17 protein-coding genes are annotated in these 15,664 nt (G+C 55.5%); 8 read left to right on the top strand and 9 right to left on the bottom strand.

Going from position 1 to position 15,664, the window contains the following annotated elements:
* Nucleotides 1-252: 252 nt before the first annotated feature.
* Complete coding sequence (gene galU, locus BJ917_RS07860) at nt 253-1,086, top strand: UTP--glucose-1-phosphate uridylyltransferase GalU (protein WP_096512622.1); 834 nt, start codon at nt 253-255, stop codon at nt 1,084-1,086.
* Between the two features lie 70 nt (nt 1,087-1,156).
* Nucleotides 1,157-1,618 (top strand): hypothetical protein, encoded by a 462-nt coding sequence (locus BJ917_RS07865; protein WP_147432553.1) that lies wholly within the window; start codon nt 1,157-1,159, stop codon nt 1,616-1,618.
* A gap of 89 nt (nt 1,619-1,707) precedes the next feature.
* On the opposite strand, the gene BJ917_RS07870 is transcribed toward BJ917_RS07865, so the two are convergent.
* Nucleotides 1,708-3,342 carry a right-handed parallel beta-helix repeat-containing protein gene (locus BJ917_RS07870; protein ID WP_147432554.1) on the bottom strand — a complete coding sequence of 545 codons (1,635 nt, stop codon included), beginning with the start codon at nt 3,340-3,342 and terminating at the stop codon, nt 1,708-1,710.
* A gap of 157 nt (nt 3,343-3,499) precedes the next feature.
* Nucleotides 3,500-3,862 carry a hypothetical protein gene (locus tag BJ917_RS07875; RefSeq protein ID WP_121102976.1) on the bottom strand — a complete coding sequence of 121 codons (363 nt, stop codon included), beginning with the start codon at nt 3,860-3,862 and terminating at the stop codon, nt 3,500-3,502.
* Between the two features lie 498 nt (nt 3,863-4,360).
* Here BJ917_RS07875 and tal point away from each other — a divergent pair, with 498 nt between their 5' ends.
* On the top strand, nt 4,361-5,287 hold the full coding sequence (gene tal, locus BJ917_RS07880; protein WP_096512626.1) for a transaldolase: 927 nt from the start codon (nt 4,361-4,363) through the stop codon (nt 5,285-5,287).
* A 233-nt stretch (nt 5,288-5,520) separates the two neighbouring features.
* Here the strand turns inward: tal and rssC are convergent, their stop codons facing one another.
* Nucleotides 5,521-6,003, bottom strand: coding sequence for an anti-sigma factor antagonist RssC (gene rssC / locus BJ917_RS07885; protein ID WP_096512627.1), 483 nt, complete (start codon nt 6,001-6,003; stop codon nt 5,521-5,523).
* Entirely contained in the window at nt 6,003-7,184 is a 1,182-nt protein-coding gene (gene rssB / locus BJ917_RS07890) for a two-component system response regulator RssB (protein ID WP_121102977.1), read from the bottom strand. The genes rssC and rssB overlap by 1 nt, the downstream gene beginning before the upstream one ends.
* Nucleotides 7,185-7,459: 275 nt before the next feature.
* Here rssB and BJ917_RS07895 point away from each other — a divergent pair, with 275 nt between their 5' ends.
* Entirely contained in the window at nt 7,460-7,759 is a 300-nt protein-coding gene (locus tag BJ917_RS07895; protein WP_121102979.1) for a PilZ domain-containing protein, read from the top strand.
* Between the two features lie 60 nt (nt 7,760-7,819).
* Here BJ917_RS07895 and BJ917_RS07900 read toward each other — a convergent pair whose 3' ends face one another.
* Nucleotides 7,820-8,509 (bottom strand): VacJ family lipoprotein, encoded by a 690-nt coding sequence (locus BJ917_RS07900; RefSeq protein ID WP_096512630.1) that lies wholly within the window; start codon nt 8,507-8,509, stop codon nt 7,820-7,822.
* A gap of 200 nt (nt 8,510-8,709) precedes the next feature.
* Between BJ917_RS07900 and BJ917_RS07905 the strand changes: the two genes are divergently transcribed.
* Together BJ917_RS07905 and BJ917_RS07910 are read left to right on the top strand one after the other, a co-directional pair.
* Entirely contained in the window at nt 8,710-9,330 is a 621-nt protein-coding gene (locus BJ917_RS07905; RefSeq protein ID WP_096512631.1) for a phosphatase, read from the top strand.
* Nucleotides 9,331-9,454: 124 nt separating this feature from the next.
* On the top strand, nt 9,455-9,718 hold the full coding sequence (locus BJ917_RS07910) for a DUF4404 family protein (RefSeq protein ID WP_096512632.1): 264 nt from the start codon (nt 9,455-9,457) through the stop codon (nt 9,716-9,718).
* A gap of 173 nt (nt 9,719-9,891) precedes the next feature.
* Here BJ917_RS07910 and queF read toward each other — a convergent pair whose 3' ends face one another.
* Together queF and BJ917_RS07920 are read right to left on the bottom strand one after the other, a co-directional pair.
* Nucleotides 9,892-10,722 carry an NADPH-dependent 7-cyano-7-deazaguanine reductase QueF gene (gene queF, locus BJ917_RS07915; protein WP_121102981.1) on the bottom strand — a complete coding sequence of 277 codons (831 nt, stop codon included), beginning with the start codon at nt 10,720-10,722 and terminating at the stop codon, nt 9,892-9,894.
* A gap of 61 nt (nt 10,723-10,783) precedes the next feature.
* Nucleotides 10,784-11,332: a plastocyanin/azurin family copper-binding protein gene (locus BJ917_RS07920; RefSeq protein WP_096512634.1), complete on the bottom strand. Its 549-nt coding sequence runs from the start codon at nt 11,330-11,332 to the stop codon at nt 10,784-10,786.
* Nucleotides 11,333-11,490: 158 nt separating this feature from the next.
* Between BJ917_RS07920 and BJ917_RS07925 the strand changes: the two genes are divergently transcribed.
* Nucleotides 11,491-12,171, top strand: coding sequence for a heavy metal response regulator transcription factor (locus tag BJ917_RS07925; RefSeq protein ID WP_121102983.1), 681 nt, complete (start codon nt 11,491-11,493; stop codon nt 12,169-12,171).
* Nucleotides 12,171-13,520, top strand: a complete 1,350-nt coding sequence (locus BJ917_RS07930; RefSeq protein WP_121102985.1) for a heavy metal sensor histidine kinase — start codon at nt 12,171-12,173, stop codon at nt 13,518-13,520. Before BJ917_RS07925 ends, BJ917_RS07930 begins: the two co-directional genes overlap by 1 nt.
* Nucleotides 13,521-13,670: 150 nt before the next feature.
* On the opposite strand, the gene BJ917_RS07935 is transcribed toward BJ917_RS07930, so the two are convergent.
* The gene (locus BJ917_RS07935) at nt 13,671-14,915 is read right to left on the bottom strand and encodes a lipoprotein-releasing ABC transporter permease subunit (RefSeq protein WP_121102987.1); all 1,245 of its coding nucleotides are present in this window, start codon (nt 14,913-14,915) and stop codon (nt 13,671-13,673) included.
* A 63-nt stretch (nt 14,916-14,978) separates the two neighbouring features.
* Complete coding sequence (lolD, locus tag BJ917_RS07940) at nt 14,979-15,662, bottom strand: lipoprotein-releasing ABC transporter ATP-binding protein LolD (RefSeq protein ID WP_172901624.1); 684 nt, start codon at nt 15,660-15,662, stop codon at nt 14,979-14,981.
* Nucleotides 15,663-15,664 lie beyond the last annotated feature (2 nt).

Here is a 15,664-nt window from a genome sequence, read left to right on the forward strand (position 1 = left end):
ACTACTTATTGCCATAACGCACTAGCACATTCCACCAACAAAGCACGACATAAAATAACATTCAATACAGCAACCAGACGTAAGTTAACATCTGCAGTGTTTCCTGATGCGTCTTGATTTAAATTATGATATTCACACTTCCCCCGATGAACGCAGAAACTCAACGACTCAAATAAGTAACGCGATTTCATGTAGCGACGTGAAGTGTTATTTATTTATAACATTTCAATCACATATCTAACAGGAACCCATATGATCCGTAAATGCCTATTTCCTGCCGCCGGTTATGGCACCCGATTTTTGCCGGCGACAAAGGCTATGCCCAAGGAAATGCTGCCCGTAGTCAATAAACCTCTGATCCAGTACGCGGTAGAAGAAGCAAGAGATGCGGGTCTTCAGCATATGGCAATTGTTACGGGTCGCGGCAAGCGAGCGCTAGAGGATCACTTCGATATCAGCTACGAGCTCGAGCATCAGATTCGAGGAAGTGAAAAAGAGAAATTTCTGGAAAGTACCCGAGAATTGATGGAGCGCTGCACCTTCTCCTACACTCGCCAGGTTGAGATGAAGGGGCTTGGGCACGCCATTCTTTCCGGTCGTCCATTGATTGGTGACGAGCCGTTCGCGGTAGTTCTTGCTGATGATCTTTGCTTGAATCTGGAGGGTGATGGGGTACTGTCCCAAATGATCAAACTCTACAAGCAGTTCCGTTGCTCGATTGTAGCGATTCAGGAAGTCCCCAATGACCAGACACACAAATACGGCGTAATTGCTGGCGAGCAGATTCGTGACGGTATTTATCGGGTCAACACTATGGTGGAGAAACCTAAGCCTGAAGATGCCCCCTCCAATTTAGCCATCATCGGTCGGTACATTCTAACCGCCGACATTTTTGATTTGATTGCAGACACTGAGCCTGGCAAAGGTGGCGAGATCCAGATCACCGACGCATTGATGAAACAGGCACAAAGCGGTTGCGTGCTCGCCTATAAATTCAAAGGTCAGCGTTTTGACTGCGGTGGTGCTGAAGGTTATATCGACGCCACCAATTTCTGCTATGAGAACTTGTATCAGAAAGGATTGTAAGAGTATTTGCATAGGCTCTCGGGTGCCGCACTTTTAGCGACCATAAACTTATTAAATATGGCAGACGACTATGAACACATCCAGATCTCCGATCGACTCTGTCTTGAAATCAAGGGATCCTTTTGCGCCTGGCTATATGGCTTTGGGGCAAGAGCGCACCGAAGGTAAAAGCGGGTTGATGGTTTGGTTGCGGGCATCCGAGAGTTCAATTACTTCCTCCCCTTCACAGCCGCGTTTACTGGTAGAACGCATTGGGCTTTTCCCTTCCTCGGGGGAGATCAGGTGCGCAGCCTGCAATCCACTCGGCGTCTTGGCGTACCTCAAAAATTCTTATGCTGATGCGGCACTGGACGTAGATGAAGGCAATGGCCTGCGCCTGACGTTTACTGAGTGGCGTTTCAATATTTGCCTTTTGGAGACCGAACCCGCAATCCTGCTCCACGTTGAAAGTCGTGGCGATATTGCCTTGATGCAGCAAAAAACGGCAGAGCTACTAGCCAGAATTCGGGAGAAAAGCAGCAGCGACTTTTAGGCTGACCACAAAGGATACGTCTTAAACCCGTTACGAGAGTAAATAGCACGAGACTTCGTTTTAACCGGCGCTCTCGGAATTATTAGAAACTAATTTCCATTAAACCCCACATTACCCTTAGCCTCAGACTTCAATCCAATCACGGATATAGCGGTGTTCGAATTATATTTAACATCATTGGAAACAACACGATTATTGTAAGACCCGACATCTTCAACAATTCCGTTGCGGTTTCCATAAGACGTAACATTTTCTACTGTCACCCCATTGGCATTAGTCAATCGAATCCCTGTAGACGCACAATTGAACACGGTTCCTCCGGATACAACCCCATTTGTGGCAGGCTTACCAGGCGACCCAAGCTGAATACCGTGTTGACTTGCGCCTGATATGCAAGCATTCGAAATCAAAAATCCGTCTACATTTTGGATGGTTATACCTGAGGAGATTTTCAGACCAGCGCCACGAAGATCAGCGATCGTTAAACGCTCCAGGCTAACTCGACTCGAACTCTCAACCAACAGCCCACGAAATGGGTTATACACAACAAGATTCTCGATATGAATATCACTACAACCAACTATCCTGCCAAAGTAGTCACCACTCCTGGCACAACGGCCGGTTAAACCCAACACTTTGATGTCGGAAATATTATTGGACAATGCATCATCTGAAAAATAAAACGCGAAGCCACCCTTATTGATTCGCCCCGACTCCCCACTCGAATCCATCACACTTATTCGACGTATCGCCGCATTAATGCCTGCTCGAACATGAAGCTTTATTAAACTCGACTGAGCAGTATCCAGCACATTATTCACTATTGTTACATCTTCTATATCTCCAATTTCGTCAACCACAGACACCTCTTGGGTGAAGGCGATACAATCATCGCCTGTCCGGACGCGATTGTTTGCAATGACGATTTTATTTGACTTTCCTTTAAAGTGCCACCCATCGGTAAGTACCTGATCAGAGCAAACGTCGGTATCATTGCCATAGATCAAGACGTGGTTGCAATTCTGGAATTTTGTCGTCCAGTCCGAGTAAGTATTACGAATTTTTAGCCCATGAACTGTGATGAAGGAGCTATTAAAAAAAACGACATGCTTTCCAACTCGGCCAGTATTTGATTTTATTACGCCACCACCAAAAATTACGACATTATAAACGCCGGCATCACCTCCCTTGTTCATAACAGTACCTGAATAGGTATTCAGACTGTTAAAGTCCTTGAGAACTGTAGTTTGAGGCGAGATATAGAGTTTTGAATTGCTCCCCATCTGCAAGGGAGCGGTAATTCTCAGTATGCCCGGCGGCAATACGCAGACAAGACCATTTGCCTCCGCCATATCGATAGCCGCCTGGATGGCCAGAGTCCAATCCCAGCTCTTCAAATCACCTGGCTTTTTTTTGACAATCAACCTTTCGAACTGCCTGATTTCAACATACCGAACGGAAAGCAAACTTTTTTTGCAATCAAATGCATTTTCCAAAAGTTTACTTGCCCATTGGGCGTTCCCTCCTCCATCGGCGGAGATAAGTCTTTTGACTAGGTCCACTGATTCCTTGCTTTTCACACCGATAGTTTTTTGTGCCCCGGCGAAAGACTTATTTTGCAGAAAAATATGGCTTGCGGTAATAATTCCTGCCATTTGAACGAAGCGTCGACGCGATAAAGATCGATCGTTAGTCAAGCACTCTTTTTTATTCGAATCACTCAACAACTTTCCACCTTCAGGGCAACTGACTCAGTAGCTAACAGGCTTTCAAAAACAAGCCTATCAGACATATTTCGCAAACAGAGCATCTGCTTGCTTGATAAGTTACTAGGCAAACGCATGCCCCGTCTACTTATCAATACTTCACATCCACTGGTTATTAGCAGAAGCACTTTAGGCGTTTCTCTACCAGCGCCACCGAGTAACTTGCAATGTGCATAGCCACCCCCGCCTCTACTAACGCATCCAGCAATGCAATTTGGGCTTCTAAACGCGAAGCCTGATTAAGCTTTCGTGCGGCATGCATCTGATCGATTAATATATGTGTCACCTGATAAGGGGCGTTGGCTTTGAGACATCCCAGCCAAACGGAGAGCCTCTTCGCATCTTTGCCCTGCCTGTCTCCTATCAAACCTGATGACTCAACCGCAGCGATGCTATCTGCAACCATCACAACTTTTTCAAACACACAAGTTAGCTTTTTTAATGCATAACCAAGCATTAAATCATCGAAGACATCCAATCACGTCTACCTCTGCACTTTGTGAAGTGATTTCCACCAAACATATACCTACCACTATCACATTACACTTTATTAGACGGATAAACTGGACGCATTATAACGACGATATCAGACATAAATAACAGGCTCCAGCAGCCTGTCACCCACAAGGCGACTGACTTTCTATAACATTCCTTTCTTAAAAAGAAAGGCCTCCTGCCAGCGTTGGCATTTCTGGCATTGACCAACTAACTCAAGCAAAGTAATTTTGAAAAACCTCACATACAAACTTATTGGACCACAGTCTATGAATAATTTGACGCGGGGACGGTGGATGTCATCCGTCAAATTTGTTGAACCTGTCCCCACGCGTAGCATCTAATTTCTCGATACCGCGCTTCGCCATTCAAACACCTGTTTTCAGGTAGTTGCCCCCGGAGCCACCGATACACGTACACACCCTTGAGCGGCTGTCAGCGCTCGGGTAATGTCATCAGACCCATAGGACAGAGCACGCCCATGACTTCCAAGCTGGAACAACTCAAACAAATGACCACCGTGGTTGCCGACACCGGTGACTTCGAAGCGATCGCTCGTGTTAAACCGGTGGACGCGACTACCAACCCTTCCCTGCTGCTCAAGGCAGCGGCCATTCCCGGGTATGCCGAGTTGCTGAATGCTTGTGTCAGCGACTGCAAGGGCGATGTAGGTCTGGCCAGCGACCGTTTTGGCGTCGCGGTGGGGCAGGAAATTCTGAAGGTGATCCCTGGTCGCATTTCCACGGAAGTGGATGCGCGCCTGTCGTTCGACACTGACGCCGTATTGAAGCGTGCGCATCGTCTGATCGAGCTGTACGAAAAAGCCGGCATTGGCCGCGACCGGGTGCTGATCAAGATTGCCTCCACCTGGGAAGGCATCCGCGCTGCCGAGATCCTGGAGAAGGAAGGCATTCAGACCAACCTGACCCTGCTGTTCTCCTTCGCCCAGGCCGCTGCCTGTGCTGATGCCGGGGTGTTCCTGATTTCGCCGTTCGTGGGCCGTATCTACGACTGGTACAAGAAAGCCACCGGCAACGAGTACACCGGCGCGGACGATCCGGGCGTGCAGTCCGTGACGCGCATCTACAACTACTACAAGGCCAACGATTACAAAACCGTGGTGATGGGTGCCAGTTTCCGTAATCTGGGCCAGATCGAGCAGTTGGCCGGTTGCGACCGCTTGACCATCAGCCCGGACTTGATCGACAAGCTCGCGGCGGATACCGGCAAGCTGGAACGCAAACTGGTGCCGGGTCATGCCGGTGAGGCGCGCTTGAATCTCAACGAAGCGCAGTTCCGCTGGTTGTCCAACGAAGACGCCATGGCGACCGAGAAGCTGGCTGAAGGGATTCGTCAGTTTGCCCGGGACCAGGAAAAGCTTGAGGCGCTGTTGCAGGCCAAGCTGTGATCTGAGCCGGAAATGCAAAAAGGGCGAACCCTGGTGGGTTCGCCCTTTTTTCTGTGCGATTGGTAGCTGGCTGGCTTCGCTTTGACAGGTATTGTAGCTCTGAGGAAGCCTTCGCGAGCAGGCTCGCTCCCACAAGGGACTTGGGGTGCAGCCAAATTAGTGTAGAAACAAAAGACCTGTGGGAGCGAGCCTGCTCGCGAAAGGGCCAGTCCGGCCCACATCACATCAAGAAATCAATGCCGCTCCAGCGCATTCACCAGGTCATGGAACGCTTCGCGATTGGAATCGTTCAGGCCCATGAGGATCTTGTGTGCTTCAAGCACCTTGATCCGCACCACTTCTTCGGACTGATCCTGATCCGGCAAGTCATCCAGGCATTCTGGACACGCCACAGGCTGGTCAACGATGTTGAACACCTGCTCGAAGCCCATGGATTGCAACAGGCGGGTGATGTCTTCGTGGGTGGTGACGACGGTCGGCAGCAGGCCGACCTTTTGCCGCGACAGGATCGACAGCTTGGCCAGCAGGCCAAGGGTGGTGCTGTCGATGCTGCGGGTTTCGGTCAAATCAATCACGATCGCGTTGAAATTCATCGCGGTGAAGATTTTCTCAATAGTCGCATCCAACGCCGAACACAGGGTCAGGCGAACTTCACCGACGAACTTGAGGACGAAGGTGCCGTCCTGCTCGGCGAACTGGATTCTACCGGTACTCATTAAAGATTCCTGCTCAACACCAACAGGGCGATATCATCCGGCATCTCCCCTAGCGTGGCCAATCCAAAAACCTGCCGCAGACCATCCAGGCTGCCGCCCGCTGCCTTGACCCCTTGGGGCAATGCAGCTTCTTTTTCTTTGAGTGTGGGTTCTGGCAAAAGGTCCAGAATGCCATCAGACATCAGCGTCAGGCTGAACGTCGGGGGCAACTCCAGCACGTGGTCTTCGTAGGTGGCTTCATTGAAGAGGCCTACCGGCAGGCCACGCCCTTCCAGATAACGAACACTGTCGGGTGTGTATAACACGGGCAACGGCAAATGACCGCCGATGCTATAGGTCAACAAACCTGTCTCCTCGTCGATGACTCCACCGACCATTGTGACGTGTTTGCCCAGCTTACAACTGATCAGGCCCCGGTTGATATGACCAAGCACCTCTGAAGGCTTGAATTCAGGCAAGGTGCCGCTGCGCTTTGACTCGAACAGCAAGCGCGTGGTCATGAACTTCAGCAGCACGGTGACGAAGGCTGAAGAGGCGCCGTGACCTGAAACGTCCGCCAGGTAGAACGCAACCCGACGCTCGTCGACCCTGAAATAGTCGACAAAATCACCCGACAGGTACAGCGACGGGATGATCTGGTGAGCAAACTTGAACTCGTCGATGGCCCAGGGGCTGACCGGCAGCATGTTCATCTGCACCTGTCGACCGGCGTTCTGGTCTTCCTGGAGCAGGTTCAGGCTGGCGGCGAGCTCGCGGTTGGCCTTTTCCAGCTTCTCGCGGTAACGCTGGTTTTCCAGCAGCAGGCGCGCGCGATCCAGGGCCCGACGCACAGAGTGCTCGAGCACAGCCAGATCTTCGAGAGGTTTGATCAGGTAATCCGCCGCGCCGAGACGCAACGCCTCGACCGCGTCATTCATCACTCCGGCCCCGGACACCACGATCACCGGCGTTTGCGGCGACAGCTCGGTAATCTGGCGAATGAGTTCGAGTCCACCCATCTGCGGCATGCGCAGATCGCAGATGACCAAGTCGGGCTTGTCTTGCTCGAATACCTGAAGACCCTGCTGGCCATTGCTGGCCTGCAAGACGCTGAAACCACTGTCTTCCAAATAGGCGGCGAGGCTCGCGCGCACTACTTCGTCATCATCGATTATCAGCAGCGTGGCACTGGTTTTTGGCATGTGGGCAAACGGCGCCAGAATTAGGTTGGCGTAGCGGCTCGGGTTTTGGCCCGGCTCATACTACTGGATTCGCTTTCTAGCCTCTCTGTCGCACCGTTTTCGAGCATTTGCCCTACACACAGGTACACCAGAGGTGCCCTTCTAAGGCGCAGACGGTACTCCCATCCGCGAGGCGTTTCAAGCTCACGCCGATGGTCGCTTGACGTCTACACTCCTCAAAGCACCAGGAGTTATAAGAACCATCAAAACCGTAACTCAACGGAAGGATCATAGCCATGAGTCAAACCAGTCGGGACTACAGCGAAAAGCGCGACTTCATCCGCATGCGGGTCGATGCCGATGTGTCGCTGATTCATGAGGGGGATGAGGTGCCAGCCGTCTGCCTGGACCTTTCCAGCAGCGGCATGCAACTGCAGGCGCCGCGCTTGTTCGAGTCAGGTGATCGGCTCAGCGTGCGTATCGAATCCGAGCACGCTGCGCTCAAAGGACTGGAAGCCGACACCGAGGTGGTGTGGGTCAAAGAGCAGCACGATGGCGGCCAGAAACTAGGCCTTACAATCCTCAAGATGAAGTAACCCCGTACCAGACGAAAAAAGGCAGCCCGAAGGCTGCCTTTTTCGTTCTACCGGCCAGGATCAGAAATCGTCTTCGACGTGGCCATCCTTCACTTTGAATTCACGGTTTTGCAGGTAAGCGTTACGAATGAACGTGTACTTGTCGCCAGTGATCAACTTTTCCGAGGACAACAAGCTCGCTCGGGTATCGACAATGTTCAGACCGAAAGCCGAATTGCGCACCGGAATGTCATTGATGTAGCGGTACGGGCCGGTATAACTATCGACGTACTTCGATGGCGCGTCACGCAGGGTACTTGGGCCCAGGAGCGGCAGCATCACGTATGGACCGCTGCCCACGCCCCAATAACCCAGGGTCTGGCCGAAGTCTTCGTCGTTGCGCTGCAGGCCCATTTTGGTGCCGACGTCGAAGAAGCCCAGCAGGCCGAAGGTGGTGTTGAAGATCAAACGTGCGGTATCGACACCGGCCGCCGCTGGCTTGACCTGCAGGATATCGTTGGCGAGGTTGGTCACATCGCCGACGTTACGGAACATGTTGTGGATACCGTCTTCGAGGAACTGCGGCGTCACGTACTGGTAGCCCTGAGCCAAAGGCTTCAGTGCATAGGTGTCGATCACGTCGTTGAATTTGTAGATCGGGCGGTTGATGCTTTCCCAAGGGTCGTCTTCCGAAGCTGCCTGGGCAACAAACGGAACCAGCATCGCACTGGCACATACACAAAGCTGAGCGAGATGATTGCTCCAGCGCATAGAAAAACTCCTTGGTTCATACCATCGCCGGGCGCTTGGCTCGACGCAAAGACACCTAGTATAAGTCGGAAACGCCATTTTAGGCAGCATTGCACCCGCATGCGCGCGGATGATTCCTGTCGATTGTGAGCGATTCACACCCATGTCACGCAACTGTCATCGACGATCCCTAGCCTTTAAGCTATTTCAGGGACGTTGACATGCCGCATGCCGAAACCTCGCCTCAAACCGCGCCGAACCTGACCGCCGTGTTGTTCGGCCTCAGTGGCTGCCTGGTGGATTTCGGTGCGCGTACCCGCCTGACGGGTGACCATTCGGCCGAATACGCCGAAGTAACGCCGGGCGCCCTCGACAGTGTGCACAGCTTGCAGCGCCAACAAATACCCTGCGCCTGGCTCGATGAGCTGCCCCCTGCCCTCAGCCATTCCCTGGCCGGCGCGCTGCCGGAATGGATCAAACCTTCGCAACACCCCGCAACAATCAGCCCTTGGCCGGCACCGAATGCCTGCTGGCAAGCGCTAATGACGCTGAATGTCTCGCGCCTGGATGGCTGCGTACTGGTCAGCGGCGAACCGCGCTTGCTGCAATCGGGGCTAAACGCCGGACTGTGGACGATCGGATTGGCATCCTGCGGCTCACTTTGCGGGCTCTCGCCCACGCAATGGCAAGCACTGTCCCAACAGGAACGGGACATCCGGCGCGGCAAGGCAACGGTACAGCTGTTTGGCCTTGGCGTGCATTCGGTCATCGATCACCTGGGTGAACTCGATACCTGCCTGGCAGATATCAACTTGCGCCGGCTCAAAGGCGAAAAGCCCTGATCGCCGCCTCACACCTACGAAGGCATGCAGGTTGGCCGCGAGTGGATTAATCTAAGGGAAGCCATAGATCTTTGGCGTACCGCCGCGGTCTATGCCAGTGCCATTCGAGAAAAGGAAGAACGCCATGCCTGCCCGCGAACTGCAAGAACAGCTCAATGCCCTGCGCGAGCAATTGGAACAGAATCCGCCGCTGTCCGAATCAGAGCGCGACAACCTGCACGAGCTGATGCAACAGATCGAACTCAAGCTTGAGCTCGAAACCAAAACCCAGGACGCCAGCCTCGCCGATGGCGTCAACCTCGCTGTCGAGCGCTTCGAACTCGAACACCCGACCCTTGCCGGTACCCTGCGCAACATAGCCCAAGCCTTGGGCAACATGGGGATCTGAACCCACTGGACACAAAAAAGCCCTGCCATTTGAGGGCAGGGCTTTTTCATGTCTGAGACCTGGAATGTCACCCTCGTGGGAGCGAGCCTGCTCGCGAAAGCGGTGTATCAGTCACATCAATGCCGATTGTGCTGACGTCTTCGCGAGCAGGCTCGCTCCCACAGGAATTACTTTTATTGCCGGACCAGGCGATGGTTCGGCAACTGCACTTCTTCAGTGCTGCGATACGGATTGATATCCAGCCCGCCACGGCGCACATAACGCGCATACACCGTCAGCTTTTCCGGTTTCAGCAACCGTTGCAGATCGAGAAAAATCCGCTCCACGCACTGCTCATGGAAGTCCGAGTGTTGGCGGAAGCTGACGATGTATTCCAGCAGGCTGGCATGATCCAGCGCCGCACCGCGATACTCCACCGCCACGCTGCCCCAGTCCGGCTGACTGGTCACCGGGCAGTTGGATTTGAGCAAATGGCTGTGCACGCTCTCCTCGACAATGCGCGACTCGTCGCAACGCAGCAATTCCGGGCGCGGGTGCTCATAGTTGCTGACGCTGATGTCCAAATCGTCGATGCACACGCCCGGCAATGCCGCGACGCCTTCGGTTTCGACATCTTTCAGGCTGCGAATGCGCACGCCCACCGGCTTGCCGGCAGCGGCTGACAAGTCCTTGACCAGTGTCGCCTCAAGGCTCGCCGTGTCGGCGAATGGCGTCTGGTTCAGGGAGTTGAGGTACAGCTTGAACGACTTCGATTCGATGATATTTGGCGAATCTGCCGGAATGCTGAACTCGCCGATCGCCACCACTGGTTTGCCCGACGGCAACAGCCACGACAGTTCAAAGCAGTTCCAGAAGTCCACACCCTTGTAGGGCAGTGTTTCAGCCGTCAGGCCCAGCTCGGCCCACTTCGCGGTACGCGGAATCGGGAACAGCAGGGACGGCGTGTAAGTGGCGATGTATTCGCTGGATTTGCCCAGCGGCGAGTGTTCGGCTGCGGGATGCATGGCGGAAACCTGACTGAAGAATCAGCGGATTCTAACAGCCTTTGCTCCCGCCTTTGAGTGCTTACTGACTGACTGTCAGTTTGCCGACCATGCCGGCTTGATAATGACCGGGGATATTGCAGGCAAATTCCAGATTGGCCGCCTTGCTGAAGGTCCAGGTCAGCTCAGCGGTCTTACCCGGTTCCACCAGCACGCTATTGGGGTCGTCGTGCTTCATGCCGCTCTTCATCTCGTGTCCCATGGCGCTGTGATCCATACCGGCCATGTCGCCGTGGTCCATTTCCTTCACGCCTGTAGGCGTGAGCATGCCGCTTTGCTGCATCTGCAGCATTTCCTGCTGATGCCTGGCATGCATCGCCGCATCGCCCAGGTTGAATTCGTGCAGCAACTGGCCCTTGTTCACCAGCACGAAGCGCACGGTTTCCCCGGCCTTGACGTCGATTGTCTTGGGGGTGAACGACATGTCACCCATCACTACTTCGACACTGCGAGTTGCCTTGGCGGCTGGCGCCGGCTGACCGAAGTCATAGCTATGCGTTCCTGACGCCCATGCCAGCGGACTCAATGCCCACACACAGGCGGCCAGCATCACGGATTTGCGCAAAAACATCGTCGTACTCCAACAAAATAAGGTTCAGCCTGTGGAAAACTCTAAACTGCCACCGCTGCCCGTAACCTGACAGCCAGATTACAACTTTGTCAGGTTGGCCTGCACCGCCATCGCCCACGGTATAAAGCTTTCGTTCCATCAAGAAACCCGAGTCGCCCATGAAACTGCTGATCGTCGAAGACCAACCGAAAACCGGCCACTACCTGCGCCAGGGCCTGACCGAGGCCGGTTTCAATACCGAACTGGTGGCTGATGGCAGCACCGGCCAGCAATTGGCGTTGAGCGGCGAATATGCCCTGCTGATTCTCGATGTCATGCTGCCCGGTCGCGATGGCTGGCAGATCCTGCAAGCGGTGCGCAGCGCCGGCCTGGACACGCCGGTACTGTTTCTCACCGCTCGCGACGCCGTGGAGGATCGGGTTCACGGCCTGGAACTCGGTGCCGACGACTACCTGGTCAAGCCTTTCGCCTTTTCCGAACTGCTGGCCCGGGTACGCAGCCTGTTGCGCCGCGGCAGTTCAGCGCCCCAGGAAACCAGCCTGCAACTGGCCGACCTGCGCCTGGACCTGATCCGTCGCCGAGTGGAGCGCAGCGGCCAGCGCATCGATCTGACGGCCAAGGAATTCGCCCTGCTGGAAATGCTCCTGCGCCGCCAGGGCGAGGTACTGCCCAAATCGCTGATTGCCTCCCAGGTCTGGGACATGAACTTCGACAGTGACACCAATGTCATCGAAGTCGCTATCCGCCGTTTGCGCCTGAAAATCGACGATGAATTCCCCAGCAAATTGATCCACACCGTGCGCGGCATGGGTTACGTACTTGAAGAGCGCTGCGCCTGATGCAGCGGCTTTCGTTAAGCAGTCGTCTGGCACTGCTGTTTGCGGCGTGCACGGCGGTGGTGTCGCTGTTCGCCGGGGTCCTGTTCAGCCGTGCCAGCGAGGCGCACTTCATTGAACTCGATCAGCAACTGCTCGATGGCAAGTTGATCGGCTTGCGGCGGGCGTTGCACGACATTCAATCCCGCGACAGCGAAGTCAAACTGGCCGACGAGTTGAGCCGACAAGCCGATCTGTCGCTGCGCATCACCGGCAGCGATGGCCAGCGTTGGTACGACAGCTCTGCGAACCTGCCCGACAGACTCCCGCAAAAACCCGGCCTATCGACGATCAACAACGACGGTGCCGATTACCGCGTACTCAATGCTCCTCTGTTTACTGACAAGCCCGGCTCTCCGCAACTGACCCTGCTGCTGGACATCACCCATCACCAGCATTTCCTGCAACGCATGCAGCACCTGATCTGGCTGACGGTAGGCTTGTCGGCCCTGGCCACCGCGCTGCTGGGAGCCTGGGCAGCCCGCAGCGGCTTGCGGCCGTTGCGACGCATGAGCGCCGTGGCCAGCGGTGTTTCGGCGCAATCGCTCAATGCTCGCCTGCCGGAAGAAAACATGCCGCCGGAACTGGCGGAGATGGCCCACCACTTCAACGCCATGCTCGGACGCCTGGACGATTCCTTTCAACGGTTGTCGGCGTTCTCCGCCGACATAGCCCATGAGTTGCGCACACCGCTGTCGAATCTGTTGACCCATACCCAAGTCACCCTCACCCGCCCGCGCCCCATCGAAGACTATCGCGAAGCACTGCACAGCAACCTCGAAGAACTGCAATGGATGGCGCAGTTGGTCAACGACATGCTTTATCTGGCGAAAGCCGACCACGGGCTGTTGATGCCCTCGCGCGAACCACTGGAACTGGCCGAGGAAGTGGATGTGCTGCTGGAGTTTTTTGCACCGCTGGCCGAAGACGCCCGGGTCACGCTTAGCCGCGAAGGCTTTGGACGCATGGAAGGTGACCGCAGCATGTTACGGCGGGCGCTGTCCAACCTGCTGGACAACGCGTTGCGCTTCACCTCGGCCGATGGCGAGATTTTGATCCGAATCATCGATCAGCCCAAAGGCTTGCGCCTGACGGTCGAAAACAGCGGTGTCGGGATTTCCGAGGATGTGCTGCCGCGCCTGTTTGACCGGTTCTACCGGGTAGATCCGGCGCGTCATGAAGGCAGCAGTGAGCATGCGGGGTTGGGATTGGCAATTACCCGGTCGATCATCCGGGCACATGGCGGGCAGATTCGTTGCGAATCGGAGCAGGGATGGACGCGGTTTGTGATCGAGTTACCAAAAGGGAGTTGAGGCTGGCAGCGCCGGCCTATTCGCTGGCAGGGCCGGCCTATTCGCTGGCAGGGCCGGCCTATTCGCTGGCAAGCCAGCTCCCACATGGAATTTGCAATCACCCCAAACCCCATGTGGGAGCTGGCTTGCCAGCGAAAGCGGTCTATCTGTTTACGAATACCGCAGAGCGGTAGCCGGCTCGATCTTCGCCGCCCGCCAGGCAGGGTAGACGGTGGCCAGAAAGCTCATGATGAACCCTGCCGAACAGATCAACAGCACATCCCCGCCCTGCAGCTCGGACGGCAGGTTGCTGACGAAGTACACATCGGAACTGAAGATGTGCTGGCCGCTGACCCGCTCGATCCAGCCGACCATCTCGCTGACGTTCAACGCGGCGATCACGCCCAACACACCACCAATCAACGTGCCGACGATGCCGATCACGGTGCCCTGCACCATGAAAATCGCCATGATCTCCCGCGGCGTGGCGCCGATGGTGCGCAGGATCGCGATATCCGCGCCCTTGTCGTTCACCACCATGATCAGGGTCGCGATGATGTTGAACGCCGCCACGGCGACGATCATCAGCAACAACAGGCCGATCATGGTTTTTTCCATCTTCATGGCGCTGAACAGGCTGCCCTGGGTGTGGGTCCAGTCGTCAGCCTTGTAGGCGGCGCCCAAACCCGTGGCGATATCGCTCGACACTTGTGGCGCGGCATACAAGTCCTTCACCGCCAGGCGCACGCTCTGCACCTGATTCGGCTCCCAGTGCTGCATCTGCGCGGCATCGGCCATGTGGATCAGCGCCATCGTGCCATCGAGTTCGGCGCCGACCTTGAACACGCCGACCACATTCAAGCGCTGCATACGCGGGGTAATGCCGCCCGGCGCGTTGCTGACTTCCGGCACGATCAGCGTGATCTTGTCGCCGACGTTCAAACGAAAGCGGCGCGCCGTGATTTCGCCGATCACCACGCCAAACTCGCCCGACTTCAAGGCATCCAGCCGCCCCTGGACGATGTGTTTGGCGACAATCGACACCTGGCCTTCCAGTGCCGGATCGACGCCGCTGACCTGGATCGGCTGCATCGTGCCTTTGTAGGACAGCATGCCTTCCATTTCGGTGAACGGCACGGCGGCCGTGACTTGCGGATTTTTCATCGCGGCTGCAGCAACCGGCTGCCAGTCGTCAATCGGGTTGACGCCGACGATGGTCGCGTGGGGCACCATGCCGAGGATGCGCGAGCTCATTTCGCGCTGGAATCCGTTCATCACCGACAGCACCACGATCATTGCCAGCACGCCCAGGGCGAGGCCGATCATCGAAGTCATCGAGATGAAGGAAACAAAGCGATTGCGGCGCTTGGCGCGGGTATAGCGCGTGCCGATAAAGATCGATAACGGTCTGAACATTCGCTGGGGCACCGTATAAAAATAAAAGACCCGACACCTTTTCAGGTATCGGGTTTCAGCCAATCAGATGGGAGTGAGGCAGCCTTCCTGCAAGTGCAGGACGCGATCCATCTGGCGGGCCAGGTTCATATCGTGAGTCACCACCAGGAACGCCGTGCGCATCGAAGTGCTGAGTTCCAGCATCAAATCCTGGATGCCTTCGGCGGTATGGGAGTCGAGGTTACCGGTCGGCTCGTCGAGCATCACCAGGCCTGGATTGTTCACCAGGGCACGGGCGATGGCCACGCGCTGGCGCTCACCACCGGACAGCTCCGCCGGTTTGTGCTCCAGGCGATGGCCCAGCCCTACCCGCTCCAGCAAGGCGGTTGCTCGCTTGCGAGCTTCCGGGATCGCGGTCTTGCCGATCAGCAGCGGCATGCAGACGTTTTCCAGCGCCGTGAACTCCGGCAGCAAGTGGTGGAACTGGTACACGAAGCCCAGGGCACGGTTACGCAGCAGGCCGCGCTTTTTCTCGCTCAGCGCCGAGAGTTCTTCCCCGTCGAGCCAGACGCTGCCCTTGCTCGGTGTATCGAGGCCGCCGAGCAAATTGAGCAGGGTACTTTTACCCGATCCCGACTTGCCGACAATCGCCACGCGCTCGCCCGGGTGCAGCTCCAGCTGCAAACCGGCCAGGACCTCCACCGATTCCGGGCCTTCCTCGTAGGATTTGCCCAGGTTCCGGCAGCTCAAGATTGCTTTATCACTCATGC

The sequence above is a fragment of the Pseudomonas sp. WPR_5_2 genome, from assembly GCF_003634475.1.
Taxonomy (GTDB): Bacteria; Pseudomonadota; Gammaproteobacteria; order Pseudomonadales; family Pseudomonadaceae; genus Aquipseudomonas; species Aquipseudomonas izuensis.

Bases quoted from the DNA above. Each gene is read 5' to 3' on its own strand.
- BJ917_RS07905 (WP_096512631.1), top strand. From the start codon at position 8,710: ATGCCGCATGCCGAAACCTCGCCTCAAACCGCGCCGAACCTGACCGCC.
- rssB (WP_121102977.1), bottom strand. From the start codon at position 7,184: ATGCCAAAAACCAGTGCCACGCTGCTGATAATCGATGATGACGAAGTA.
- BJ917_RS07900 (WP_096512630.1), bottom strand. From the start codon at position 8,509: ATGCGCTGGAGCAATCATCTCGCTCAGCTTTGTGTATGTGCCAGTGCG.
- galU (WP_096512622.1), top strand. From the start codon at position 253: ATGATCCGTAAATGCCTATTTCCTGCCGCCGGTTATGGCACCCGATTT.
- BJ917_RS07930 (WP_121102985.1), top strand. From the start codon at position 12,171: ATGCAGCGGCTTTCGTTAAGCAGTCGTCTGGCACTGCTGTTTGCGGCG.
- queF (WP_121102981.1), bottom strand. From the start codon at position 10,722: ATGCATCCCGCAGCCGAACACTCGCCGCTGGGCAAATCCAGCGAATAC.
- BJ917_RS07865 (WP_147432553.1), top strand. From the start codon at position 1,157: ATGAACACATCCAGATCTCCGATCGACTCTGTCTTGAAATCAAGGGAT.
- BJ917_RS07920 (WP_096512634.1), bottom strand. From the start codon at position 11,332: ATGTTTTTGCGCAAATCCGTGATGCTGGCCGCCTGTGTGTGGGCATTG.
- BJ917_RS07935 (WP_121102987.1), bottom strand. From the start codon at position 14,915: ATGTTCAGACCGTTATCGATCTTTATCGGCACGCGCTATACCCGCGCC.
- tal (WP_096512626.1), top strand. From the start codon at position 4,361: ATGACTTCCAAGCTGGAACAACTCAAACAAATGACCACCGTGGTTGCC.
- BJ917_RS07895 (WP_121102979.1), top strand. From the start codon at position 7,460: ATGAGTCAAACCAGTCGGGACTACAGCGAAAAGCGCGACTTCATCCGC.
- rssC (WP_096512627.1), bottom strand. From the start codon at position 6,003: ATGAGTACCGGTAGAATCCAGTTCGCCGAGCAGGACGGCACCTTCGTC.
- lolD (WP_172901624.1), bottom strand. From the start codon at position 15,662: ATGAGTGATAAAGCAATCTTGAGCTGCCGGAACCTGGGCAAATCCTAC.
- BJ917_RS07925 (WP_121102983.1), top strand. From the start codon at position 11,491: ATGAAACTGCTGATCGTCGAAGACCAACCGAAAACCGGCCACTACCTG.
- BJ917_RS07910 (WP_096512632.1), top strand. From the start codon at position 9,455: ATGCCTGCCCGCGAACTGCAAGAACAGCTCAATGCCCTGCGCGAGCAA.